We start from the raw sequence: 22,801 nt of genomic DNA, 5'->3' as shown, positions 1-22,801 counted from the left end.
GGTCGTATCTTTACCGCCAAAAGGTGCATAACGGTTGGAGTGGATGTGAGGGTGGTCCTTCGGGGCGGTCCGTGCGGGCGGTCGTGACCGATACTGGGTGGGTTATGGAATTCGTCATCCTTGCTGTAGTCATCGCCCTGGTCGCGGTCGGCGTGATCAGCGGGCTCGTGGTCAGCGGCCGCAAGAAGAAGCAGCTGCCCCCGGCGCCGTCGAGCACGCCGACCATCACTCCTCCCGCCGAACCTCATGTCGGCGAGGAGGCCGAGACGCCGCGCGAGGAACCGCGCCGCACCATCGAGGAGGTCGGCCCCCCTTCGGCCGAGGCTCCTGCCGAGGAGGTCCCCGAGGCCGTCGAGCCGGAGGCGCCCGCCGCCCCCGCCCTCGAAGTGCCCGAGCCGACCGCCGGCCGACTGGTACGGCTGCGTGCCCGGCTCGCCCGCTCGCAGAACTCCCTCGGCAAGGGGCTGCTCACGCTCCTGTCCCGCGACAACCTCGACGAGGAGACGTGGGAGGAGATCGAGGACACGCTCCTCACCGCCGATGTGGGCGTCGCGCCCACCCAGGAACTGGTGGAACGGCTCCGGGAACGCGTCCGTGTCCTCGGCACGCGTACGCCCGAAGGGCTGCGCACGTTGCTCCGCGAGGAGCTCCTCACCCTGCTGGGTACGGACTTCGACCGTGAGGTCAAGACGGAGAGCGGTGTCGACACCCCCGGCGTCGTGATGGTCGTCGGCGTCAACGGAACCGGCAAGACCACCACCACCGGCAAGCTGGCCCGGGTGCTCGTCGCCGACGGCCGCAGTGTCGTGCTCGGTGCCGCCGACACCTTCCGGGCCGCCGCCGCCGACCAGCTGCAGACCTGGGGCGAGCGCGTCGGTGCCCGCACCGTGCGCGGTCCCGAGGGCGGCGACCCCGCGTCGATCGCCTTCGACGCGGTGAAGGAAGGCATCGCCGAGGGTGCGGATGTCGTCCTCATCGACACCGCCGGACGCCTGCACACCAAGACCGGGCTGATGGACGAGCTCGGCAAGGTCAAGCGGGTCGTCGAGAAGCACGGGCCGCTGGACGAGATCCTGCTCGTCCTCGACGCCACGACCGGGCAGAACGGCCTCGTGCAGGCCCGGGTGTTCGCCGAGGTCGTCGACATCACCGGCATCGTGCTCACCAAGCTGGACGGCACCGCCAAGGGCGGCATCGTCGTCGCCGTCCAGCGCGAGCTGGGCGTACCGGTGAAGCTGGTCGGTCTCGGTGAGGGGCCGGACGATCTGGCTCCGTTCGAGCCGGGGGCGTTCGTGGACGCCCTGATCGGGGACTGACGCCGCGCGTACACGAGGAGCCCGACCGCATGAGGCAGCTGCGGCCGGGCTCTTCCGTTTCAGGAGCGGCCGTTCTCGGGAGCGGCCGGCGGTCGCTTCGGGGGCGGCCGTCCGTGGCGCGACGGCACCGTCGGTGAGCGCCTCCTTCGCGGAGGGGTGGTTCAGCCGCAGAGAGGTGCGCGATGGCAGCTGTACGCCAGCGTGCCCAGCAGCAGTCGTGCCTGCGGCGGCGCGGCCGCCGTGTCCAGCACCGGCGGGCGCAGCCACCGGACCGGGCCGAGGCCGCCCTCGTCGGACGGCGGGGCAGTGATGTGACAGCCGGGCCCCAGCGCCCGCAGATCGAGCCCCGAGTCGTCCCAGCCCATCCGGTACAGCAGTTGCGGAAGTTCCGCGGCGGCCCCCGGGGCCACGAAGAACCGTGCCCGTCCGGACGGCGTCACCGCGACCGGGCCGAGCGGCAGCCCCATCCGCTCCATCCGGACCAGGGCCCGGCGTCCGGCCGCTTCGGCGACGTCGAGGATATCGAAGGTGCGGCCCACCGGCAGCAGCATCGAGGCGCCCGGAACCCTGGCCCAGGCCGCCGTCGCCGCGTCGAGCGTCGCGCCCGCGGGGACCTCTGGCGCGAAGTCCAGCGGATGGGCGCCGGGGGAGGGGCACGCTTGCTCCCCGCACGAGCAGCGGCCGGAGGCGGTCCGCGTCCCCGGCACGACGGCCCAGCCCCACAGTCCCGTGTACTCGGCCAATGCCATGCACTCGGCCGCACGGCCGCGGCGCCGTGAGCCGGTGCGCATCTCGCGGATGCCGCCGATCGTGAAGCCCATGCCCCCTCCAACGGGTCCGGCTTGCCGGTGGTTACGACGTGGAGCCGAGATGTGATTCTCCGGAGTCTTGGTGGATCCGTGGTGCGCCCGGCGCGCTCGGGGGCGTGCGACGCCGGGTGTGCGCTCCGAGGTGCATCACTGCACCGACTGACGATCGTCGTGTGTCAAGTGAATCGCGCCGGGTGGTGGCGGCGTTCATCCGAAGGGGTGGCGAATGGTGGCGTTTCTGTCAGTGCCCTCGTCGGGCCGGTGATCGTAGGATTACCGTCGGTACACGAACCATGGAAGTATGTGCGCCCATGGGTATGCCGGAGGCAACCCGATTTCCTGTTCCATTGCGCGCAACCTTCGTATGGGCGGCAATGGGCCAGGGCATTCCGACAGTGGTTCGCGCGACAGCATTTCGGCGGGAATGGGGGCCTTCCAGTGAGTGGCAGCGGCGCAGGCGATTCGAATGCCGGTAAGCGCCCCAATGAGCAATTGAGCTCATGGTTCGTGCGCAGCGGCTGGTCGAAGGGCGAGCTCGCGCGGCAGGTGAACCGCCGGGCGCGCCAGATGGGCGCCCACCACATCAGCACCGACACCTCCCGGGTGCGGCGCTGGCTCGACGGTGAACAGCCGCGCGAGCCGATCCCGCGCATCCTCTCGGAGCTCTTCTCGGAGCGCTTCGGCTCCGTCGTCGCGATCGAGGACCTCGGACTGCGCTCGACGCACCAGTCACCATCCGTGTCCGGTGTCGACCTGCCCTGGGCGGGTCCGCAGACCGTCGCCCTGATCAGTGAGTTCTCCCGCAGCGATCTGATGCTCGCCCGTCGCGGGTTCCTCGGCTCCTCGCTCGTCCTGGCCGCGGGGCCCGCCCTGATCGAGCCCATGCAGCGCTGGCTGGTGCCCGTCGCCGCCGCCGTACCGGCGGAGCCGGAGCCGTCCGCCGCGGACCGCCGCCCCTCCAGGCTCTCCGGTCCCGAGCTCGACCTCCTGGAGTCCACCACCGCGATGTTCCGCCAGTGGGACGCGCAGTGCGGCGGCGGACTGCGCCGCAAGGCCGTCGTCGGGCAACTCCACGAGGTCACCGACCTGCTGCAGGAACCGCAGCCGGCCGCCACCGCCAAGCGGCTCTTCCGCTGCGCCGCCGAACTGGCGGAGCTGGCCGGCTGGATGAGCTACGACGTCGGCCTCCAGCCCACCGCCCAGAAGTATTTCGTTCTCGCGCTCCATGCCTCGAAAGAGGCCGGCGACAAACCGCTCGGTTCGTATGTTCTGTCGAGCATGAGCCGCCAGATGATCCATCTCGGCCGGCCCGACGACGCGCTCGAACTGATCCACCTGGCGCAGTACGGCAGCCGGGACTGCGCCACCCCGCGTACCCAGGCCATGCTGTATGCGATGGAGGCCCGCGCGTACGCCAACATGGGCCAGCCCAGCAAGTGCAAACGAGCCGTCCGGATGGCCGAGGACACCTTTCTCGACGTCGGCATCGACGGCGAGCCCGAGCCCGACTGGATCCGTTTCTTCTCCGAGGCCGAGCTCAACGGCGAGAACTCCCACTCGTTCCGCGACCTCGCCTATGTCGCGGGCCGCAGCCCCACCTACGCCACGCTCGCCGAATCCCGCATGCAAAAGGCCGTCGAGCTCTTCGGCGAGGACGACGAGCACCAGCGGTCGTACGCACTCAACCTGATCGGCCTCGCCACCGTCCATCTCCTCAAGGGCGAGCCCGAGCAGTCCACGGTGCCGGCCGAGCAGGCTCTGCGCGTGGCCAGGAAGATCCGCTCCGAGCGCGTCAACACCCGGCTCCGCAAGACGGTCGACACCGCCGCCAGGGACTTCGGGGACATTCCCGATGTCGCCCGGCTCACCGAGATGCTCACCGAGCAACTGCCCGAGACCGCAGAGGCGGTCTGAGCGACACCCCCTGACCCCGGCCACGACGACCACCCCGCACAGACCGACTTCGGCTCCCCCATCGCCAGGTCAGCGGGTGGTCGGCGTGGCCGGTTCGCGTTGCCGTTCCCGTACGGGAGAGTCGTCACCGCACCGTATGCGGACCCGGTCGCGAAGCAGGCCCCGCACCGGATACGCCACCACCGCTTCATGGGGACGTAACACACCCGACCTCTTCGTCACTACCGCGAAACACCGTGCGGCATCGGCGGAAACCGCGCTGGGCGAGTCTCATGGCGCATAACCGGCCCGCACCTTTTCCCCAGTGGTCCCGCACGTGGTGCAGCTCATCCCGCCCGCACGCGGCCGCACCGACGACGAGGAGACGCCGATGCCCCCAGGCATCACGACGCTTGCCGCAGACACCCCGACGCTGTCTGCCGCCAACACCGGGTTCATGCTCATCTGCTCCGCCCTGGTGATGCTCATGACCCCGGCCCTGGCCTTCTTCTACGGAGGCATGGTCCGCGTCAAGAGCACCCTCAACATGCTGATGATGAGCTTCATCAGCCTCGGGATCGTCACGATCCTGTGGGTGCTCTACGGGTTCAGCCTCGCCTTCGGCACCGACGTCGGTTCCGTCCTCGGCTGGAGCTCGGACTACGTCGGCCTCAGCGGGATCGGCATCACCCAGCTCTGGGACGGATACACGATCCCCGTCTACGTCTTCGCCGTCTTCCAGCTGATGTTCGCCGTCATCACTCCCGCGCTGATCAGCGGTGCCCTCGCCGACCGGGTGAAGTTCACCTCCTGGGCCCTGTTCATCACGCTCTGGGCCACCGTCGTCTACTTCCCCGTCGCCCACTGGGTCTGGGGCGCGGGCGGCTGGCTGTTCGAGCTCGGCGTCATCGACTTCGCCGGGGGCACGGCGGTCCACATCAACGCGGGTGCCGCCGCGCTCGGCGTGATCCTCGTCATCGGCAAGCGCGTCGGCTTCAAGAAGGACCTGATGCGCCCGCACAGCCTGCCGCTCGTCATGCTCGGTGCCGGACTGCTCTGGTTCGGCTGGTTCGGTTTCAACGCCGGCTCGTGGCTCGGCAACGACGACGGCGTCGGCGCGGTCATGTTCGTCAACACCCAGGTCGCCACCGCCGCCGCGATGCTCGCCTGGCTCGGTTACGAGAAGCTCCGCCACGGCTCCTTCACCACCCTCGGCGCGGCCTCCGGCGCGGTCGCCGGCCTCGTCGCCATCACCCCGTCCGGCGGCGCCGTCAGTCCGCTCGGCGCCATCGCGGTCGGTGCCATCGCCGGTGTCCTGTGCGCCATGGCCGTCGGCCTGAAGTACAGGTTCGGTTACGACGACTCCCTGGACGTCGTCGGTGTCCACCTCGTCGGCGGTGTCGCGGGCTCCCTCCTCATCGGCTTCTTCGCCACCGGCGGTGTGCAGTCCGACGCCAAGGGCCTCTTCTACGGCGGTGGCCTCGACCAGCTCGGGAAGCAGGCCGTCGGGGTCTTCGCCGTCCTCGCGTACTCTCTGGTCGTCTCCGCGGCACTCGCCTTCCTCCTGGACAGGACGATCGGGATGCGGGTCGACGAGGACGACGAGATCTCCGGCATCGACCAGGTCGAACACGCCGAGACGGCGTACGACTTCAGCGGAGCGGGCGGCGGCGCGGCCCCGCGCACCACGGCCTCCGCGACGGCACCGGGTACGACGGCAGCAACGCAGACCAAGAAGGTGGACGCATGAAGCTCATCACCGCAGTCGTGAAGCCGCACCGGCTCGACGAGATCAAGGAGGCCCTCCAGGCCTTCGGCATCCAGGGCCTCACGGTGACGGAGGCCAGCGGGTACGGGCGTCAGCGCGGCCACACCGAGGTCTACCGGGGCGCCGAGTACACCGTCGACCTCGTCCCCAAGATCCGCATCGAGGTCCTGGTCGAGGACGAGGACTCCGAAGAGCTCATCGACGTCGTCGTGAAGGCCGCGCGGACCGGCAAGATCGGTGACGGCAAGGTCTGGAGCGTGCCGGTCGACACCGCGATCCGCGTACGGACGGGCGAACGCGGCCCGGACGCCCTCTGACCGACGGCCACGACGACCACCGTCCGAAGGCCGACGGCCCCGAAACGAAAGGCAGCCGGGTGACGAGCACCGAATCGACCACCGGATCCGAGGACTCGGAACCCAGCGGCTACGCGGCGTCCCGGCTGCGCCTCCTCCAAGGGAAGGCGCGGTCCGGGCCGCCGCGCCGTGCGGCCCTCGCCTCGCTCACCGACGACTGGCTCACCGCGCTGTTCACTGCCGGCGCCGAACAGACCGGCGTCCGCGGCGTCGCCCTCGTCGCCGTCGGCGGCTACGGCCGCGGTGAACTCTCCCCGCGCAGCGACCTCGACCTCCTGCTGCTGCACGACGGCCACGCCGACACGGCCGCCGTCGCCGCCCTGGCCGACCGCGTCTGGTACCCCGTCTGGGACCTCGGCCTTGCCCTCGACCACTCCGTGCGCACCCCCGCGGAGGCCCGCAGAACGGCCGGCGAGGACCTCAAGGTCCAGCTCGGGCTGCTCGACGCCCGGCCCGTCGCCGGAGACCTCGGCCTCGTCGCCACGCTGCGCACCGCGATCTTCGCCGACTGGCGCAACCAGGCCGCCAAACGCCTCCCCGCACTCGACGAGCTCTGCCGCGAACGCGCCGAACGCCAGGGCGAGCTCCAGTTCCTCCTCGAACCGGACCTCAAGGAGGCCCGCGGCGGACTGCGCGATGTCACCGCACTGCGCGCCGTCGCCGCCTCCTGGGTCGCCGACGCCCCCCGCGAGGGCCTCGCCGAAGCCCGCCGCGTCCTCCTCGACGCCCGCGACGCCCTCCACCTCACCACCGGCCGCGCCACCGACCGTCTCGGACTCCAGGACCAGGACCAGGCCGCCGCCGAGCTCGGCCTCCTCGACGCGGACGCCCTGCTCCGCCAGGTCTACGAGGCCGCCCGCACCGTCTCGTACGCCACCGACGTCACCTGGCGCGAGGTCAACCGCGTGCTGCGGGCCCGCTCGGCGCGCCCCCGGCTGCGCGCGATTCTGGGCGGCGGCAGGACCACCGCGGCCGAACGCACCCCGCTCGCCGACGGCGTCGTCGAGGCGGACGGTGAAGTCGTGCTCGCCCGCACCGCCCGCCTCGAACGCGACCCCGTGCTCGTGCTGCGGGCCGCCGCGGCCGCCGCACAGTCCGAACTCCCGCTCTCCCGGCACCTCGTACGCCACCTCGCCACCACCGCCCGCCCGCTGCCGGTGCCCTGGCCCGCCGAGGCCCGTGAGGAACTCGTCACCCTCCTCGGCGCGGGCGAGGCCACCGTTCCCGTCTGGGAGGCGCTCGAAGCGGAGGGCCTGATCACCCGGCTGCTCCCGGACTGGGAACGCGTCCACTGCCGTCCTCAGCGCAACCCCGTCCACACCTGGACCGTCGACCGTCACCTCGTCGAAGCGGCGGTCCGCGCCTCCTCGCTCACCCGCCGCGTCGGCCGCCCCGACCTGCTCCTCGTCGCCGCGCTCCTGCACGACATCGGCAAGGGCTGGCCCGGCGACCACTGCGCCGCCGGGGAGGTCATCGCCCGGGACATGGCCGCCCGGATCGGCTTCGACCAGCACGACGTCGGCGTCATCGCCACCCTCGTGCGCCATCATCTGCTGCTCGTCGAGACCGCCACCCGCCGTGACCTCGACGACCCGGCGACCGTCCACTCCGTCGCGAACGCCGTCTCCACCGCCTCCACCCTGGAACTCCTGCACGCCCTCACCGAGGCCGACGCCCTCGCCACCGGGCCCGCGGCCTGGTCCTCCTGGCGTGCCGCCCTCGTCGCCGACCTCGTCGAGCGCGCCGCCGCCGTGCTCGACGGCCAGGCCCCCGAAGAACCGGCCCCCGCCGTGCCCAGCGCCGAACAGGAACGCCTCGCCGTCGAGGCCCTGCGCACCGGCGAACCCGTCCTCGCCCTGCACGCCCAGTCCGGGACCCCGGACGAGGACGGCGAACCGGAACCGGTCGGCGTCGAACTCCTCATCGCCCTGCCCGACCGCCCCGGCGTGCTGCCGGCCGCGGCGGGCGTCCTCGCCCTGCACCGCCTCACCGTGCGCGCCGCCGACCTGCGCGCCGTGGAACTCCCCACCGAACTCGGCGCGGACGAATCCGCCGACCTGCTGCTGCTCAGCTGGCGGGTCGCGGCCGAGTACGGCTCCCTGCCGCAGGCGGGCCGTCTGCGCGCCGACCTCGTACGCGCCCTGGACGGCTCCCTGGACATCCGTGCCCGGCTCGCCGAGCGCGAGGCCGCCTACCCCAGGCGGCGCGGGGTGAAGGCCCCGCCGCCGAGGGTGACGGTCGCCGCGGCCGGCTCACGGCTGGCGACGGTGATCGAGGTACGGGCCCAGGACGCCCCGGGACTGCTGCACCGGATCGGCCGGGCGCTGGAACACAGCGGGGTCCGGGTGCGCAGCGCGCACGTGTCGACGCTGGGCGCGAACGCGGTGGACGCCTTCTACGTCACGGACACCGACGGGGAGCCGCTGACCGAGGTGCGGGCGGCCGAGGTGGCGCGGGAGGTCGAGAAGGCGCTGGGCTGAGCGCCGCCGCCCGGCCCGCGGGCCCTCGTACGGCATGAGAACCGGGCGAGGGCTTCGCGTTTCCCGGGGTCCGGATACCCTTGGGGACGACCGACCTGCCCCAGCCCCCGACCCTGAGGACCGACGAGCGCCGTGTTCGATACTCTCTCCGACCGCCTTAGCGCGACTTTCAAGAACCTCCGGGGCAAGGGCCGCTTGTCCGAGGCGGACATCGACGCCACGGCCCGCGAGATCCGTATCGCCCTGCTCGAAGCGGATGTCGCGCTGCCCGTCGTCCGCGCCTTCATCGCCAACGTCAAGGAGCGGGCGCGCGGCGTCGAGGTCTCCCAGGCGCTGAACCCCGCCCAGCAGGTCGTCAAGATCGTCAACGAGGAGCTCGTGGGCATCCTCGGCGGCGAGACCAGGCGGCTGCGGTTCGCCAAGACCGCGCCCACCGTGATCATGCTCGCCGGTCTCCAGGGTGCCGGTAAGACGACCCTCGCCGGAAAGCTCGGCCTCTGGCTCAAGGGCCAGGGCCACTCCCCGCTGCTCGTCGCCTGTGACCTCCAGCGCCCCAACGCCGTCAACCAGCTCAGCGTCGTCGCCGACCGCGCCGGTGTCGCGGTGTACGCGCCCGAGCCGGGCAACGGGGTCGGCGATCCGGTCCAGGTCGCCAAGGACTCGATCGAGTACGCCCGCACCAAGCAGTTCGACGTCGTGATCGTCGACACCGCCGGCCGCCTCGGTATCGACCAGGAGCTGATGCAGCAGGCCGCGGACATCCGCGACGCCGTCGGCCCCGACGAGATCCTCTTCGTCGTCGACGCGATGATCGGCCAGGACGCGGTCAACACCGCCGAGGCCTTCCGCGACGGCGTCGGCTTCGACGGCGTGGTGCTCTCCAAGCTCGACGGTGACGCCCGCGGTGGTGCGGCCCTGTCGATCTCCCACGTCACGGGCAAGCAGATCATGTTCGCGTCGAACGGTGAGAAGCTCGAGGACTTCGACGCCTTCCACCCCGACCGCATGGCGTCCCGCATCCTCGACATGGGTGACCTGCTCACTCTGATCGAGCAGGCGGAGAAGACCTTCAGCCAGGAAGAGGCCGCCAAAATGGCCTCCAAGCTGGCGTCCAGCAAGGGCAAGGACTTCACGCTCGACGACTTCCTGGCCCAGATGGAGCAGGTCAGGAAGATGGGCTCCATCTCCAAGCTGCTCGGGATGCTGCCCGGCATGGGGCAGATCAAGGACCAGATCAACAACATCGACGAGCGCGACGTGGACCGTACTGCCGCGATCATCAAGTCGATGACCCCGAAGGAGCGCGCCGAGCCGACGATCATCAACGGCTCGCGTCGGGCCCGTATCGCCAAGGGCTCCGGTGTCGAGGTCAGCGCCGTGAAGAACCTGGTGGAGCGGTTCTTCGACGCCCGCAAGATGATGTCGAAGATGGCGCAGGGCGGCGGCATGCCGGGAATGCCCGGCATGCCGGGCATGGGCGGTGGCCCCGGCCGGCAGAAGAAGCAGGTCAAGCAGGCCAAGGGCAAGCGCAAGAGCGGCAACCCGATGAAGCGCAAGGCCGAGGAGCAGGCCGCGGCGGCCCGTCGCGAGGCGGCGGCGCAGGGCGGCGCGTTCGGCCTGCCGGCGCAGGAGGACAAGAACTTCGAGCTGCCGGACGAGTTCAAGAAGTTCATGGGCTGAGCGCCCGACGACATGAGTGAGGGGGCGCCCACCGCCGGTGGGCGCCCCCTCACTCATGTTCCTGTCCGTTCCTACGCGGCGTGCCGTCCCGGCCGCAGCGCCGTGCCGTTGGCCAGTCCGCCCGGGTCCAGGGACAGCGAGACGGCCGCGGTCGCGCCCACATCCGCGAGGCTCTCCGCGTCCGGCAGCAGCTCCACGCCGTCCGTGCCGGGCCGGTGGATCAGCACCGGCACGTACTCACGGGTGTGGTAGGCGTGCCCGATCGTGGGGTCGTTCCCGTGGTCGGCGGTGACGATCAACCGGTCGCCGGCGCCGTCGAGCAGTGCCACGAGCCCGGCGAGTCCGGCGTCCACCTGTTCCAGCAGGCGTCCGTAGCGTTCGGTGTCCTGCTGGTGCCCGGCCAGGTCGGTCTCCTGGACGTTGGCGACGACGAGCGCGGCGCCGGGGGCGCGTACCGCTTCGAGGGTGTGCGCGAGCACGTCGGCGGTCCCGACGGCCGGGTGCCGCCGCGCCGCCTCGCACGCCAGGATGTCGGCGGCCTTCCCCACCAGGGTGACCGGGACACCCGCGCGGGCGGCCAGATCGGGGAGCTGGCGGGTGTGGTCGAGCTCGGCCCCCAGGTGCTGGACCTCCAAGCCGCCGTTGCGGTAGAAGCCGGTGGCGGGGGTGTCGAGGCCGACGGTTCCCGCGTCGCCGGGGCGTACGAACCGCCCGAGCGGGCCGTCCGCGTGCCCGCCGACCGCGATGACCCGGGCGACGGGCGCGACCGCGCGGACGGTACGGGCGATGGCGAGGATGCCGCCAGGGCCGTCGAAGGGCAGATCGTCGAGGCGTCCCGAGGCGTTCCAGTTGATCCCGGGGTCGGCCTCCAGGTTGTCGTGGACGAGGACCGCCCCGTCGACCACGAGGAGCGGCTTGCCGTCCAACGGGACGACATGGTGCCCGGCCGCCTCCAGGGCCCTGGTCACCTCGTCGAGGTGGTCGGCGAGCCGGGCGACGGTGACCCGGCTGAAGTCGGCGCCCATCATGGTCTGGTGGCCCGCGAAGGTGTCGGCCCCGGGATAGCCGAGCGCGGCGCGGCCCGCGGCGACGGGCAGCAGGGTGCGACGGGCGAGATCCGGGTGCGGGTGGACCAGGCCGAGACCCAGCGCGCCGAGCACCGGCAGACGCAGCGGGCGGCCGAGGGCCGCGCGGCAGTGGTCGAGGACGTGTCCGCAGGTGTCGGCGGTGAGATCGCCGGGGCGCAGGGCGCCCGCGTCGGGCATGGCGCCGATGCCGAACCCGTCGATGACGACGATGACGGTCTTGGCCATGGAGGCCTCCTCTTCCGGGCCGGGCCTCACAGGGCCCGGCCCTGGGCGTCGTACAGCCCGTTCAGCCGGGGGGTGCCGGAGGAGAGTCCGGAGACGACGGCGACGGTCGAGCGGGTGACGAAGATCTGGGTGCGGAAGGCGAGCAGCGCGGTGTCCCCGAGCCGGACGTCCTGGCCGTCGGCGGGCGCGTCGAGCAGCCGGTAGTAGTCGATGTTCTCGGCGGGCGCGTCCTGTACCCCGAGGCGTGCGCCGGTGCGCGGCAGCAGGGCGCTGCGGATGTGGGACCGGGCGTAGAAGCCGCCGCCGCGGATCGCCGGGCGGCCGTCGTCGAGGGTGTGGGCGATCTCGCTGACGTACACGTACGCGGGCTTCTCGGGCTGGTGCGGGTCGACGGCGTGCAGCGGGGTGGTGCCGGTGAGGGCGTGGCCGGGTTCGCCGTGGGTGGCGCCGAGTTCGGCGAGCAGGGGGAGGGAGGCCATCGAGGTGGCGCTGGGCGCGCTCAGCCTGAGGCGCTCGTGCCCGCGGGAGGCCAGGACCTCGCGGGCCTTGAGGGCGAGCGCGAAGTTGGGGGTGGCGCGGGGAACGCCGGTCGCCGGGTCGCACAGGACGCAGGGGAAGGCGGTGACGCCCGCGATCCGGATGCCGGGCAGCCGTTCGGCGGCCTCGGCGAAGGCATCCAGCCGACCGAGCGGGACGCCGCCCTCCTGACCGGGGTAGACCGAACCCTGGGCGCCTTCGAGACGTACCAGAACGTCCTGGACGAAGCCCAGCCGCTGGGCGGCCTCGGACACGGCCTGCGCGTTGGCGAGGTCGAAGACGGTGACGGCCTCGGGGCGCCAGGCCAGCAGCTCGGGCAGTGCGCGGCGGGGGATCTGGACGAGGTGGCCGAGATTGCCGGCCCGTGCGCCCGCGGCGTGCAGGGTGCGGGCCTCGGGCGGGTCGATCGCGGCGAACGCGGGGATGTGCCGGGCGACGGCCCTGATCAGCTCGGGGTTGCGGCCCAGCTGCTTGACGACGAACCAGAGGCCGATGCCCAGCCGTTCGGCCTCCGCCGCCAGCAGTGCGGCGTTGGCCTCGATGGCGTCGAGGTCCATCACATAGCTGTCGGGCGGGATCTCGCCGCGCCGGTGAAGGGTGGCCGCGGCGTCGACGAGCTCGGGGTTGCGGGTGAGCACGGTGTCGAGAAACACGGTCAGTCGTCCTTCGGGTCGTTCAGGGCGTCGAGCGAGCGGCGCAGGATGTCGATGACGAGATCCGCGCCCGCCCGCATCGGATTGACGCGCACGGTCCAGTCGGCCAGCTCGGGGGAGTCGTCCAGGGCGGAGCTGGACATCCGGTAGAAGAGCGGCGCGATCTCGTAGCGGGAATTGGAGCCGACGGGGTAGGGCGCGGCCCCGAAGCGGGCGGCCACGGCGGGCAGTTCCCGCGCGACCGGCCGGTCGAGGCGGATCAGCAGGCAGCGGTCCTGGGCATTGGCGATCCGTACCTCGGCGACGCCGTCCACCTCGCCCGCGGCCAGCCGCTCGGCCACCTCGGCGCCCACCCGGGACTGCACGGACCACATGACCGGTACGTGCGTGAGGGCGCGCAGGGCGTCGAGCGCCTGCCAGCCCTGGACCTGACCGCCGCCGGAGTAGTTGTCGCGGCGGATGTGCCCGACCAGGTCGCGTGCGCCGACCACGATGCCGACGCCTTCGGGGCCGTGCAGCTTGAAGAGGGAGAAGCAGGAGGCGTCGGCGCCGAGCTCCACTCCCGCGGCGGGGGTGCGCATGACGGCGTAGTTGTCGTCGACCAGGGTGCGGACCCCGGCGGCCCGGCAGGCGGCGAGGACCTCCGCCGGGTCGTACGAGTCGGCGAGCCGCTGGCGGGTGTGCTGGACGTAGGCCCACCGGAACCGGCCGGACTCCAGGGCCTCGCGCAGCGCCCGCGTGTCGTTGAAGTCGACCTCGACGGTCCTCACGCCGATGCCGCGCAGCGTGACCTCGGTGGTGCGGTAGACGGGGGCCCGGTGGATGAGCAGCGGGTCGCCCGCGCGCACGGCGGCATTGAGGGCGGAGCGGATCGCGCCGGTGCCCGCGCCCTGGACGAAGGCGGCGTCCTCGGCGCCGAAGAAGTCCGCGAGTACCGCCTCGACCCGGGCGGTCGTGCGGGGGCGGCCGAGCCCCGGGACGACTCCGGCGTCCGCGTCGAAGAGCTGGGGGCCCTCGAAGTGCGTGGCGGTGGCCTCCAGGAGCCGGAACTGTCTGGCGATCGCGTCGTCCAGCCCCACCGTCGCCAGCGGGAAGGTCTGCGGAAGTACGGGACTCATGCTCGGATCTCCTCCACGCGTGCGCCGGTCAGGAAGCGCAGCGGATTGCGACGGGTCATCAGGTCGATCAGCTCGTCGTCGACCCCGGCGGCACGGACCTCGGGCAGGAAGCTCCGGAAGAGATGTCCGTACCCTTGGCCGCCCTCGTCCAGGAGGTAGCCGTGGCGGGAGATGTCACAGCTCAGCAGCACCCGGTCGGCGTGCCCGGCCTCGATGAGGGCGAGCAGCAGCCGCAGCCGGGTGCCGTCGCTCTGGTAGCCGTCCTTGCCGACGGTGTCGAACGCGACATACGCCCCGCTCGCCGCCAGCTCCTCGTGGACGGCGGGATCGTCCAGCAGATCCTGATGGCCGATGCTGACGCGGTGGGCCGGCAGGCCCTCGCCGGTCAGCAGCTTCAGCTGGGCGATTCCGCCGCGGCCGAGCTGGGCGTGGGTGGCGACGGACAGGCCGGTGGCGAGGGCGGCCCGCGCACTGGCGCGCAGCACCTTGGCCTCGGGCGCCGTCGGGCTGTCGCCGTGGCTGCCGATCTCGCCGAGGACACCGGGGCGGATGCCGGTGACGCCGATGCCGCCGTCGATCTCCTGGACCAGCGTGTCGGTGAGCTCCTCGACGCTGCTGCCGTCGATCTCGGGGGTGTGGAACGGTTCGTAGTACCAGCCGGTCGCGGCGACGACGGCGATCCGCGCCTCCCGGGCGATGCGGGCCAGGGCACCGACGTCGCGGCCCATGCCGCGGCAGGTCAGCTCGACGACGAGACCCAGGCCGAACTCCTCGCGGAGCGCGGTGAGCTCGGTGGTGACCGCCGCGGTGTGACGGTGCGGGTCGAGGACGGCCGCGCCGTCGCCCTTGTGGTCCAGGTCGAGGACCAGGTGCTCATGGGCGAGGGCGGGACCGGTCACGGAACCGGCCGGGAGATCGCCGGTGACGGTGCGCAGGGTGGGCGGGGCGGGGTGGTTCATCGTGGGGGGTTCCTTCTTCGTGTACGCGGTCGGCCTCAGCCCTTGATCGGGGTGAACAGGTCGAGCCAGTACAGGACGTTGAGGAGGATGCCGCCGACGATCACCGCGGCGGGAGCGGCGGCCATCTTCACGACCGGCCGGCCCATCGCCTCGTTCAGCAGGTAGAGCCCGCCGACGACGAGGATGCCGAGCCCGCCGCCCATGGCGTTGGCGGCCATCAGCGAGCCGAAGAGGATCGCGAGCTGCAGGGTGTCGCCGATCGCGCTGCGCAGGTGCTCCGAGGAGTCACGGACGCTGGGCAGCTTGCCGAGAAGCTTGCCGATGTACGAGAGGGCCAGGACCTCGGCGGCGAAGACGACGGCACCGACGACCGCTGCCAGGAACGGGTTCGGCATCAGGTAGCCGATGGGGTACACGAGAGTGAATCCCGCGATGCCGTACGCACCGGAGGCGAGCGCGGTCGTCGCGATCAGCGGGATGAAGCCGAAGACCCGGTAGAAGTCGACCTGGGCGGCCTCGGAGTACTGCCCCTTGGCGATCAGGAAGCTGGTCGCCTCGCCGCCGCCGAATATGTGCATCTGAGCCAGCACGCAGACTCCGGCGCCGAGCACCATGAACAGCGGGAGGTACGTGCGCAGGCGGGCCGCGCTGGCGCTGAAGAGCGAGGCCATGGGGTCGTCCTCCAGGACGACCTCGGTGACCCCCGCGGCCCGGTCGGCCTTGCGCTGCTTCATGTCCTTGGCGACGGCCAGGGCGATCAGCATCAGCACACCGACGGCCATGGCCAGCGCCCCGGCGAACATCTTCGGCCAGACCTTCATGGTCATGACCACCAGAGCGAATTCCAGGACTCCGGAGATGGCGCCCCACGTGCGGCCGAACTGCTTGGTGATGGCGAGCACCGGGAACAGCGTGAAGAGGAAGAGGATCGGCGTCGACATCTGCTGCATGGCGGTGATGAAGTCGACGGGCAGGTCGTGCGCGACGTTGTTGGCGCCGTTCAGCCCGAAGACGACGACGGCGCCCCAGGCGCCGCCGAGGATCGGCGCGAGCCACTTCTTCGGTGCCAGCATGCCGAGAATGTCGGTGGGCAGGAAGACGAGCCACGGGTTGAGCACGCCGGTGGAGAGCGCCATGGGGGCGCCGAGCCCGAAGATGAACCCGGCGGAGAGGCCGAAGGAGACCGCCGTCGTCGCGCTGCGGGTGGTGCGCCCCTGGATGAAGTCCAGCAGGAACGGACGTACGCCGTCGTTGAAGACGGCCAGAGCCATGTGCGAGATGTACGCGGTCAGCGCGCACAGGGCTATCACGGTCAGTTGCTGCGCCAGCGTGAAATCAAGGCTGGTGCCGGCGGCGAGTGTGGTGCTCACGAGTCACTCCTTCGTGCCCGGGACGGGGGAGGGGCGGCCGGATCAGCCGCGGGCGGCGATGGCGCGCGCCATGAGGGGGGCGATGGCGTCGATCTGGTCCATGGAGAAGCCGAAGACCTTCTTGCCGTCGGCGATCAGGGCGGTGATCTCCTCCTCGGTGGGCACGCTGCGGCCGAAGGTGTGGCAGGCGGCGCTGCCCATGAGGCCGACGAGGACGCCGAGGGAGGCACCGGCACCCGTGTGGCAGGTGCCGAGGTAGTAGTCGGCCTGTCCGACGCGGAGCTTCATCGCGGCGTCCATGTCGCTGGAGGTGACGACGTCGAGGGAGTCGATGCCGAGCTCGGCGATGGCCTGGGCGACCTCGACCTTGCCGACTCCACCGGTGAGGATCTTCGTCATTTCTGTCTCTTCTCTCTGTGCGTCTGTTTCCGCGTGCCGGGACGTGTCTGTTCCGCGCGCCGGGGCCGGTCAGGAAGTGGGGGCGGCCGGTGACTGCTGGGCCAGGACGGCGAGGTGCATGCCGAGGAAGTTGACCTCCGAGTCGGGGAGCGCGGCGCCGAGCTCCCGCTCCGCCCGCGCGGACACGGCACGGGCGCGTTCGACCGCGTCGGGGTGTCCGGCCAGTTCGGCGGCGACCTGGTCGTCGGTGAGGAACTGCTCGATCGGTTCCCCGTCCAGGAGCCGGGTGAGCGCCATCATCAGATGACTGGTCAGCATGCCCGCGGTCGCTTCGGTGACCGTGCGGCCGTCGGCTTCGAGGGCGGTCAGCTCGGCGGTGACGAAGTCGGCCACTTCGGGCCGGACCTGACCGCCTTCGCGGAAGAGCTGGATCCGCAGTGCGAGCTGGTCGTCCATGGTGATCCTCCCAAAATCAACAGTAACCAGGATTCTGTATTTTCGGGCGCGTGAATGTTCCGGACGAGCGAGATGTCCGTCACCCGCCGGTCAGTACGAGGGCATGCGCTCGCCCCGCAGTACTTCGCTCTGCAGCCGGGTCACCAGGGACAGGTCGAGCGCGTCCCGGACCGCGGCGAGCGCCTTCGTCCCCTCGGTCCGCCCGATGACGGCCGCACTGGAGTTGCGCAGCGACAGCTCGCGGGTGACCTCGTCGCCGAGCGGGAGCACGTCGACGCCCGGTCCGATCCGGTCCTGCGCCTCGTCCAGGTTCCAGACGGTGGCGTCGACCTCGTCGCGGGCGAAGAGATCACGCAGCTGCATGTACGAGGCCTCCAGCCACTCGATGTCGTCCCGGCCGGCGAAGACCCGCTCCACGAGCATCCGCAGATCCTCGGACGCGTGGTCGACGGCCACCCGCAGCCCGGGGGAGTCCAGGTCGACGCCGTGCCGCACCAGCATCCCGTGCGCGCCGACGTAGGTGGCGGGGCCGAGATCGGCGACGAGTTCCACCGGATGCTCGGCGATCAGCTGGTCGGCCGCGAAGCGGGACAGGATGACGAGGTCGACCTTGCCCTCCAGCAGTGCGGCCGTACGAGCTCCGGCACCCCGCATGAACGTGATCGCGAACGGGGCGCCCGCCTCCTCGAAGGCGCTGCGCAGCCCGGTCGCCAGCCCTTCGTACCTGCGCGAGTACGGGAGCGGCATCGCGGCGAGCAGTGTGCCGAGTCCGGACAGCCGCCACAGGACGGAGCGGTCGGACCGGACGAGGAAGGTGCCGAGATGGCCGCGGGCCGTCGTCTCGATCGCGCCGGAATCCTCCAGCAGCTGCAAGGCCGCCTGAACGGTCCCGTTGCCGCAGCCCAGCTCTTCGGCGAAGTCGCGCACGCGGGGCAGGCGGGTGTCCGGCTCGTGGTTGAGCAGCAGGACGGCGAGCTGCCGGGCGGCGAGGCCGTTTCGAGTGAGAAAGCGGTCATCGAAATCGTTCACGTATCAAACAGTAAACAGGATTCTGGATATTGACAAGGAATGCACCCGGGCGATCTTGTTTCCCCCTGTGGACCCACTGGAGAGGTCCACAGGGGGCTTGGTTCCGTTTTCTCATCTAATGTCACGATTGACGGCTGCCGGAAGAGGAGCACGCGTGACCAACCCCGTACCTCCCCGCGATCGAACCGACCAGCCGTGGCGCTCCGAGGGCGCCCCGCCGCCCCCGCCGACGAGACGGAAGATGCCGGGCGGCTGGGGCAGGCTGCTGCTGACCGCCCTCGCCGTCTACCTGATCGCCAATCTGGTGCTGTCCTTCTTCAACGGGGCGGAGGAGCGGACGATCGCGTACACGGAGTTCAGCAAGCAGGTCACCTCGGGCAATGTCGCCAAGATCTACTCCAAGGGCGACGCCATCCAGGGGCAGCTGAAGAAGGAGGCGACGGTCCCCGGGACCGACAAGAAGTACACCAAGTTCGTCACTCAGCGGCCCGCCTTCGCGGATGACAACCTCTGGGCCGAACTGGTCAAGGAGGACGTCACGGTCACCGCCGAACCGGTCGTCCAGCAGCGCAGCTTCCTGGCCAATCTGCTGATCTCGCTGGCCCCCATGCTGCTGCTCGTCCTGCTCTGGGTGTTCATCGCCCGGCGGATGTCGAGGGGCATGGGCGGCGGGATGGGCGGCTTCGGTCGCAAGGCGCCGCCCAAGCCCGTCGAACTGGAAGGGGCCAGGCGCACCACGTTCCAGGACGTGGCCGGGATCGACGAGGTCGAGGGCGAACTCAACGATGTCGTGGACTTCCTGAAGAACCCGCAGGCCTATCGGAAGATGGGCGCCCGGATGCCCGGTGGAGTCCTCCTCGCGGGACCTCCCGGCACCGGCAAGACCCTGCTCGCGCGGGCCGTCGCGGGTGAGGCCGGAGTGCCGTTCTTCTCGGCCTCGGCCTCCGAGTTCATCGAGATGATCGTCGGCGTCGGCGCGAGCCGGGTACGGGAACTGTTCGCTGAGGCGCGCAAGGTCGCACCCGCCATCATCTTCATCGACGAGATCGACACCATCGGCCGGGCCCGCGGCGGCGGTTCCGGCATGGGCGGTCACGACGAACGCGAGCAGACGCTCAACCAGATCCTGACCGAGATGGACGGTTTCTCCGGTTCGGAAGGGGTCGTCGTCCTCGCCGCCACCAACCGCGCCGACGTCCTCGACCCCGCCCTCACCAGGCCCGGCCGCTTCGACCGGATCGTCCAGGTCAGCCCGCCGGACAGGAGCGGCCGGGAGGCGATCCTGGAGATCCACACCCGGCAGATCCCGCTCGCCGAGGACGTGAACCTGGCCCAGGTGGCCGGCACGACCCCCGGAATGACCGGCGCCGATCTCGCCAACCTGGCCAATGAGGCCGCGCTGCTCGCCGTCAAGCGCCGGCAGTCCGAAGTGAGCCAGTCCGAACTCTCGGACGCCCTGGAGAAGGTCCAGCTCGGGGCGGAACGCTCGCTGGTCATGTCGGGCGAGGAGCGCCACAGGACCGCGTACCACGAGAGCGGGCACGCCCTGCTCGGCATGGTCCAGCCGGGCGCCGATCCGGTCCGCAAGGTCACCATCGTCCCGCGCGGCCGGGCCCTGGGCGTCACCCTCTCGACTCCGGACGCCGACAAGTACGCCTACACCGAGGAGTACCTGCGCGGCCGCATCATCGGCGCGCTCGGCGGGATGGCCGCCGAGCAGGTGGTCTTCGATGTGATCACCACGGGTGCGGAGAGCGACCTGGAGCAGGTCACCCACCTGGCCCGCGGCATGGTCGGCCGCTGGGGCATGAGCCACAAGGTGGGCAGGCTGACCGCGATCCCGGGCGATGCCCAGCAGGCGTACGGTCTGTCGGCCGCCCCCGCGACGCTCGACGCGGTGGACGGCGAGATGCGGCGGATCGTCGACGAGTGCTACGAGGCGGCGTGTCGGCTCCTGCGCGAGAACCGGGACCGGCTGGACTCGCTGGCCGCGGCCCTGCTGGAGCACGAGACGCTGGACGAGGCCGCGGCCTACCGGGCGGCCGGTATCACCCGTCTGGCCAAGTAGCGGCCGCCCTGCCCCGGGCGCGCACAGGGCTCACGTGCCGCACCGCGGGACCACGATCACGTGGTGCACACGAGATAGCGGAAGACGTTCGGCATCCAGATCGTGCCGTCCCGGCGCCGGTGTGGATGCAGGGCCTGCGCGACCTCCTTCTCCACCTGGGCCCGGTCCGTCACCCGTACCGCCGCGTCGAAGAGCCGCGTCGACAGCAGCCCCCGCACCGCGCTGTCCATGTCCGCGTACCCGAACGGGCACGCCACCCGTCCGGAGCCGTCCGGTTTCAGACCGGCCCGGAACGCCACTTCCTCCAGGTCGTCCCGGCGCGCCACGCGCCAGCCGTCCGTGCGGGGCGTCGGCGCCCCGTCGGAGAGCCGGTCCGCCACCCGCAGCACCGGCGCCGTCGCACACCGCTCCGGCGGACCCCACCCGGTCAGCACCACCGTGCTGCCGCGGGCGGCCAGCGGCACGGCGGACCGCAGCGCGGACACCAGCCCTTCCGCGTCCCCGGACGAGCAGCCGATCGGGGTGAACGCGGTGAGCAGGTTGTACGGCGTTCCGTCGGCCGGGGCGGCCTCGGACGGATCACCGTCGAGGAGCCGGCGATGCCCGGCCCCGGTTCCGGCCTCGTTGCCCGGATCGTGCAGCAGCCGGGCGCGCGCGAGTGCCAGCCGGTCGGGGTCGGTGTCGACGCCCGTGACGCGGGCCCCGCGGCCGGCCGCGATCAGCAGCGCGAGACCGGAGCCGCAGCCGAGGGAGAGCAGCCGGGTGCCGGTTCCCACTTCGAGCCGCTCGTACACCGCTTCGTACAGCGGTGCGAGCATCCGCTCCTGGATCTCGGCCCAGTCCCGGGCACGGGTGTCGGGATCCACCGGGGTGGCCGTGTCCGCGTGGCTGTGGTGCCGGACGAGCGTAGGTGTCATGGAAGCGCCCCAATCCGCCGAGAGGTCGGTCGTGTCCGATCGGTCGTGCCCCGAGTGGATGCTCCCCCCTCTGCGTGTGCGCCCGTTCCCCCGTATGTCAGAGAACTGCGCATCGGCCCCCGCGTCCAGGGGCCCGACGGCAATGGCCGGGTGCTTGGCCGGTGCACCCGAGGGGACGGACCGCGGCAGCGGGGCCCGTCGTTCCGTGTGGTGTGCGGTGTCGCCGTACGATGCGCGCCATGGCAAAGGCACCCGTTCTCACGCCCCAGGCCGAGGACTTTCCCCGCTGGTACCAGGATCTGATCAACAAGGCCGAACTCGCGGACAACGGTCCGGTGCGCGGCACCATGGTCATCCGGCCGTACGGATACGGCCTGTGGGAGCGGATGCAGCAGGAGTTGGATGCCCGGATCAAAAAGGCGGGCGCCCGGAACGCCTACTTCCCGCTCTTCATCCCCCAGTCTTACCTGACACGCGAAGCCGAGCACGTCGAGGGCTTCGCGCCGGAGCTCGCGATCGTGACCCACGGAGGCGGAAAAGAGCTCGAAGAGCCCGTGGTGGTGCGGCCGACGTCCGAAACGATCATCAATGAGTACTTCTCGAAATGGGTGCGGAGCTACCGGGATCTGCCGCTGCTGATCAACCAGTGGGCGAACGTGGTGCGCTGGGAGATGCGGCCGCGGGTCTTTCTCCGTACGACGGAATTCCTCTGGCAGGAGGGCCACACCGCCCATGCCACCTACGAGGAGGCCCGGGAGTACGCCGCGTACATCCAGCGGGACGTCTACGCGGATTTCATGACCGATGTCCTGGGCATCGATGTGGTCCTGGGCCGCAAGACCCCGGCCGAGCGGTTCGCCGGCGCCGTCAACACCCTGACGCTCGAAGGCATGATGCGGGACGGCAAGGCCCTTCAGATGGGTACGAGCCACGAGCTCGGCACCAATTTCGCCAAGGCCTTCCACACCGGCTACCTGTCCAGGGAGGGCAGGCGGGAACTCGTCTGGCAGACCTCGTGGGGCTCGTCGACCCGCATGGTCGGCGGTCTGATCATGGCGCACGGCGACGACCACGGCCTCCGGGTGCCGCCGCGGCTCGCCCCCGTCCAGGCGGTCGTCCTCGTGGTCAAGGAGGACGAGGCGGCGTTGACCGCGGCCCGTTCCGTCGGGGAGCGGCTGCGCGCCGCGGGGATCAGGACCGAGGTCGACGACCGCACCGACACCCCGTTCGGCCGTCGCACGGTCGACTGGGAACTGAAGGGCGTGCCGGTACGGATCGAGATCGGCCCGCGCGATCTGGAGCACGGCACCGCGATGCTGGCCAGGCGCGTCCCCGGCGGGAAGGAGCCGGTGGCGATCGAGGCCCTGCCCGCGCTCCTTCCGGCGATCCTGGAGGAGGACCAGGCGGCGCTGCTGCGCGAGTCCCGCGACCGGCGCGAGTCGTCCACCACCGAGGCCGCCTCCGTCGAGGAGGCCGCGGAGGCGGCGGCAGCGGGCGGCTGGGCACGTATCGCCTGGTCGGTCCTCGGCCCGGCGGGGGAGGCCCGGCTCGCGGAACGGGGGGTCTCGGTGCGGTGCCTGGTCGCGGAGGACGGGTCGGTGCCGGATTCGGACGACGCCCCCGGTAATGTCGCGCTGGTGGCCCGCGCCTACTGACGCCCGCCCACCCACCCGGCTGCCT

18 protein-coding genes are annotated in these 22,801 nt (G+C 71.3%); 8 read left to right on the top strand and 10 right to left on the bottom strand.

The features are described from left to right. Positions 1-104: 104 nt before the first annotated feature. A complete protein-coding gene (ftsY, locus tag ACF1B9_RS25930; protein WP_351074110.1) occupies positions 105-1,316 on the top strand; it encodes a signal recognition particle-docking protein FtsY in 1,212 nt (403 codons plus the stop codon). A gap of 161 nt (positions 1,317-1,477) precedes the next feature. Here ftsY and ACF1B9_RS25925 read toward each other — a convergent pair whose 3' ends face one another. Continuing rightward, positions 1,478-2,137, bottom strand: coding sequence for a bifunctional DNA primase/polymerase (locus ACF1B9_RS25925; RefSeq protein WP_391742845.1), 660 nt, complete (start codon positions 2,135-2,137; stop codon positions 1,478-1,480). A 426-nt stretch (positions 2,138-2,563) separates the two neighbouring features. Between ACF1B9_RS25925 and ACF1B9_RS25920 the strand changes: the two genes are divergently transcribed. From ACF1B9_RS25920 to ffh, 5 genes are all read left to right on the top strand, one after another. Next, positions 2,564-4,039, top strand: a complete 1,476-nt coding sequence (locus ACF1B9_RS25920) for a hypothetical protein (protein ID WP_391742847.1) — start codon at positions 2,564-2,566, stop codon at positions 4,037-4,039. Between the two features lie 370 nt (positions 4,040-4,409). Then, a complete protein-coding gene (locus ACF1B9_RS25915) occupies positions 4,410-5,768 on the top strand; it encodes an ammonium transporter (protein WP_391742949.1) in 1,359 nt (452 codons plus the stop codon). Beyond that, a complete protein-coding gene (locus ACF1B9_RS25910) occupies positions 5,765-6,103 on the top strand; it encodes a P-II family nitrogen regulator (RefSeq protein ID WP_327272692.1) in 339 nt (112 codons plus the stop codon). Before ACF1B9_RS25915 ends, ACF1B9_RS25910 begins: the two co-directional genes overlap by 4 nt. 59 nt (positions 6,104-6,162) lie before the next feature. Continuing rightward, positions 6,163-8,622 carry a [protein-PII] uridylyltransferase gene (locus tag ACF1B9_RS25905; protein WP_391742849.1) on the top strand — a complete coding sequence of 820 codons (2,460 nt, stop codon included), beginning with the start codon at positions 6,163-6,165 and terminating at the stop codon, positions 8,620-8,622. A gap of 132 nt (positions 8,623-8,754) precedes the next feature. Further along, positions 8,755-10,302, top strand: a complete 1,548-nt coding sequence (ffh, locus tag ACF1B9_RS25900) for a signal recognition particle protein (protein WP_391742851.1) — start codon at positions 8,755-8,757, stop codon at positions 10,300-10,302. A 71-nt stretch (positions 10,303-10,373) separates the two neighbouring features. On the opposite strand, the gene ACF1B9_RS25895 is transcribed toward ffh, so the two are convergent. The 8 genes from ACF1B9_RS25895 to yhfZ form a co-directional block, all read right to left on the bottom strand. Further along, positions 10,374-11,615 (bottom strand): phosphopentomutase, encoded by a 1,242-nt coding sequence (locus ACF1B9_RS25895; RefSeq protein WP_391742853.1) that lies wholly within the window; start codon positions 11,613-11,615, stop codon positions 10,374-10,376. 26 nt (positions 11,616-11,641) lie between these two features. Continuing rightward, positions 11,642-12,805, bottom strand: coding sequence for an alanine racemase (locus tag ACF1B9_RS25890; RefSeq protein WP_391742854.1), 1,164 nt, complete (start codon positions 12,803-12,805; stop codon positions 11,642-11,644). 2 nt (positions 12,806-12,807) lie between these two features. Further along, positions 12,808-13,923: an aminotransferase class V-fold PLP-dependent enzyme gene (locus ACF1B9_RS25885; RefSeq protein ID WP_391742856.1), complete on the bottom strand. Its 1,116-nt coding sequence runs from the start codon at positions 13,921-13,923 to the stop codon at positions 12,808-12,810. Next, complete coding sequence (locus ACF1B9_RS25880; RefSeq protein WP_391742857.1) at positions 13,920-14,882, bottom strand: phosphotriesterase; 963 nt, start codon at positions 14,880-14,882, stop codon at positions 13,920-13,922. The genes ACF1B9_RS25885 and ACF1B9_RS25880 overlap by 4 nt, the downstream gene beginning before the upstream one ends. 35 nt (positions 14,883-14,917) lie before the next feature. Beyond that, complete coding sequence (locus tag ACF1B9_RS25875) at positions 14,918-16,252, bottom strand: YhfT family protein (RefSeq protein WP_391742859.1); 1,335 nt, start codon at positions 16,250-16,252, stop codon at positions 14,918-14,920. 42 nt (positions 16,253-16,294) lie between these two features. Further along, positions 16,295-16,651, bottom strand: coding sequence for a DUF2620 domain-containing protein (locus ACF1B9_RS25870; protein ID WP_351083089.1), 357 nt, complete (start codon positions 16,649-16,651; stop codon positions 16,295-16,297). A 69-nt stretch (positions 16,652-16,720) separates the two neighbouring features. Continuing rightward, positions 16,721-17,107: a PRD domain-containing protein gene (locus tag ACF1B9_RS25865; RefSeq protein ID WP_391742861.1), complete on the bottom strand. Its 387-nt coding sequence runs from the start codon at positions 17,105-17,107 to the stop codon at positions 16,721-16,723. 90 nt (positions 17,108-17,197) lie between these two features. Next, positions 17,198-18,136 (bottom strand): GntR family transcriptional regulator YhfZ, encoded by a 939-nt coding sequence (yhfZ, locus tag ACF1B9_RS25860; RefSeq protein WP_391742862.1) that lies wholly within the window; start codon positions 18,134-18,136, stop codon positions 17,198-17,200. A gap of 154 nt (positions 18,137-18,290) precedes the next feature. Here yhfZ and ftsH point away from each other — a divergent pair, with 154 nt between their 5' ends. Beyond that, a complete protein-coding gene (gene ftsH / locus ACF1B9_RS25855; RefSeq protein ID WP_391742864.1) occupies positions 18,291-20,204 on the top strand; it encodes an ATP-dependent zinc metalloprotease FtsH in 1,914 nt (637 codons plus the stop codon). A 56-nt stretch (positions 20,205-20,260) separates the two neighbouring features. Here the strand turns inward: ftsH and ACF1B9_RS25850 are convergent, their stop codons facing one another. Continuing rightward, complete coding sequence (locus ACF1B9_RS25850) at positions 20,261-21,121, bottom strand: methyltransferase domain-containing protein (RefSeq protein WP_391742866.1); 861 nt, start codon at positions 21,119-21,121, stop codon at positions 20,261-20,263. A gap of 239 nt (positions 21,122-21,360) precedes the next feature. Here ACF1B9_RS25850 and proS point away from each other — a divergent pair, with 239 nt between their 5' ends. Continuing rightward, the gene (gene proS, locus ACF1B9_RS25845; RefSeq protein ID WP_391742868.1) at positions 21,361-22,776 is read left to right on the top strand and encodes a proline--tRNA ligase; all 1,416 of its coding nucleotides are present in this window, start codon (positions 21,361-21,363) and stop codon (positions 22,774-22,776) included. Positions 22,777-22,801: the final 25 nt, after the last annotated feature.

Source organism: Streptomyces sp. NPDC014727 (assembly GCF_043083485.1).
In the GTDB taxonomy this organism is placed as follows: Bacteria; Actinomycetota; Actinomycetes; order Streptomycetales; family Streptomycetaceae; genus Streptomyces.
The sequence above is the reverse complement of the archived record's forward strand: the minus strand, read 5'-3'. Positions and strand labels throughout refer to the sequence as shown.

Coding starts and splice junctions, on each gene's coding strand:
- ftsY (WP_351074110.1), top strand. CDS start 105: ATGGAATTCGTCATCCTTGCTGTAGTCATCGCCCTGGTCGCGGTCGGC.
- ACF1B9_RS25925 (WP_391742845.1), bottom strand. CDS start 2,137: ATGGGCTTCACGATCGGCGGCATCCGCGAGATGCGCACCGGCTCACGG.
- ACF1B9_RS25915 (WP_391742949.1), top strand. CDS start 4,410: ATGCCCCCAGGCATCACGACGCTTGCCGCAGACACCCCGACGCTGTCT.
- ACF1B9_RS25910 (WP_327272692.1), top strand. CDS start 5,765: ATGAAGCTCATCACCGCAGTCGTGAAGCCGCACCGGCTCGACGAGATC.
- ACF1B9_RS25895 (WP_391742853.1), bottom strand. CDS start 11,615: ATGGCCAAGACCGTCATCGTCGTCATCGACGGGTTCGGCATCGGCGCC.
- ACF1B9_RS25885 (WP_391742856.1), bottom strand. CDS start 13,923: ATGAGTCCCGTACTTCCGCAGACCTTCCCGCTGGCGACGGTGGGGCTG.
- ACF1B9_RS25880 (WP_391742857.1), bottom strand. CDS start 14,882: ATGAACCACCCCGCCCCGCCCACCCTGCGCACCGTCACCGGCGATCTC.
- ACF1B9_RS25870 (WP_351083089.1), bottom strand. CDS start 16,651: ATGACGAAGATCCTCACCGGTGGAGTCGGCAAGGTCGAGGTCGCCCAG.
- ACF1B9_RS25865 (WP_391742861.1), bottom strand. CDS start 17,107: ATGGACGACCAGCTCGCACTGCGGATCCAGCTCTTCCGCGAAGGCGGT.
- ACF1B9_RS25850 (WP_391742866.1), bottom strand. CDS start 21,121: ATGACACCTACGCTCGTCCGGCACCACAGCCACGCGGACACGGCCACC.
- proS (WP_391742868.1), top strand. CDS start 21,361: ATGGCAAAGGCACCCGTTCTCACGCCCCAGGCCGAGGACTTTCCCCGC.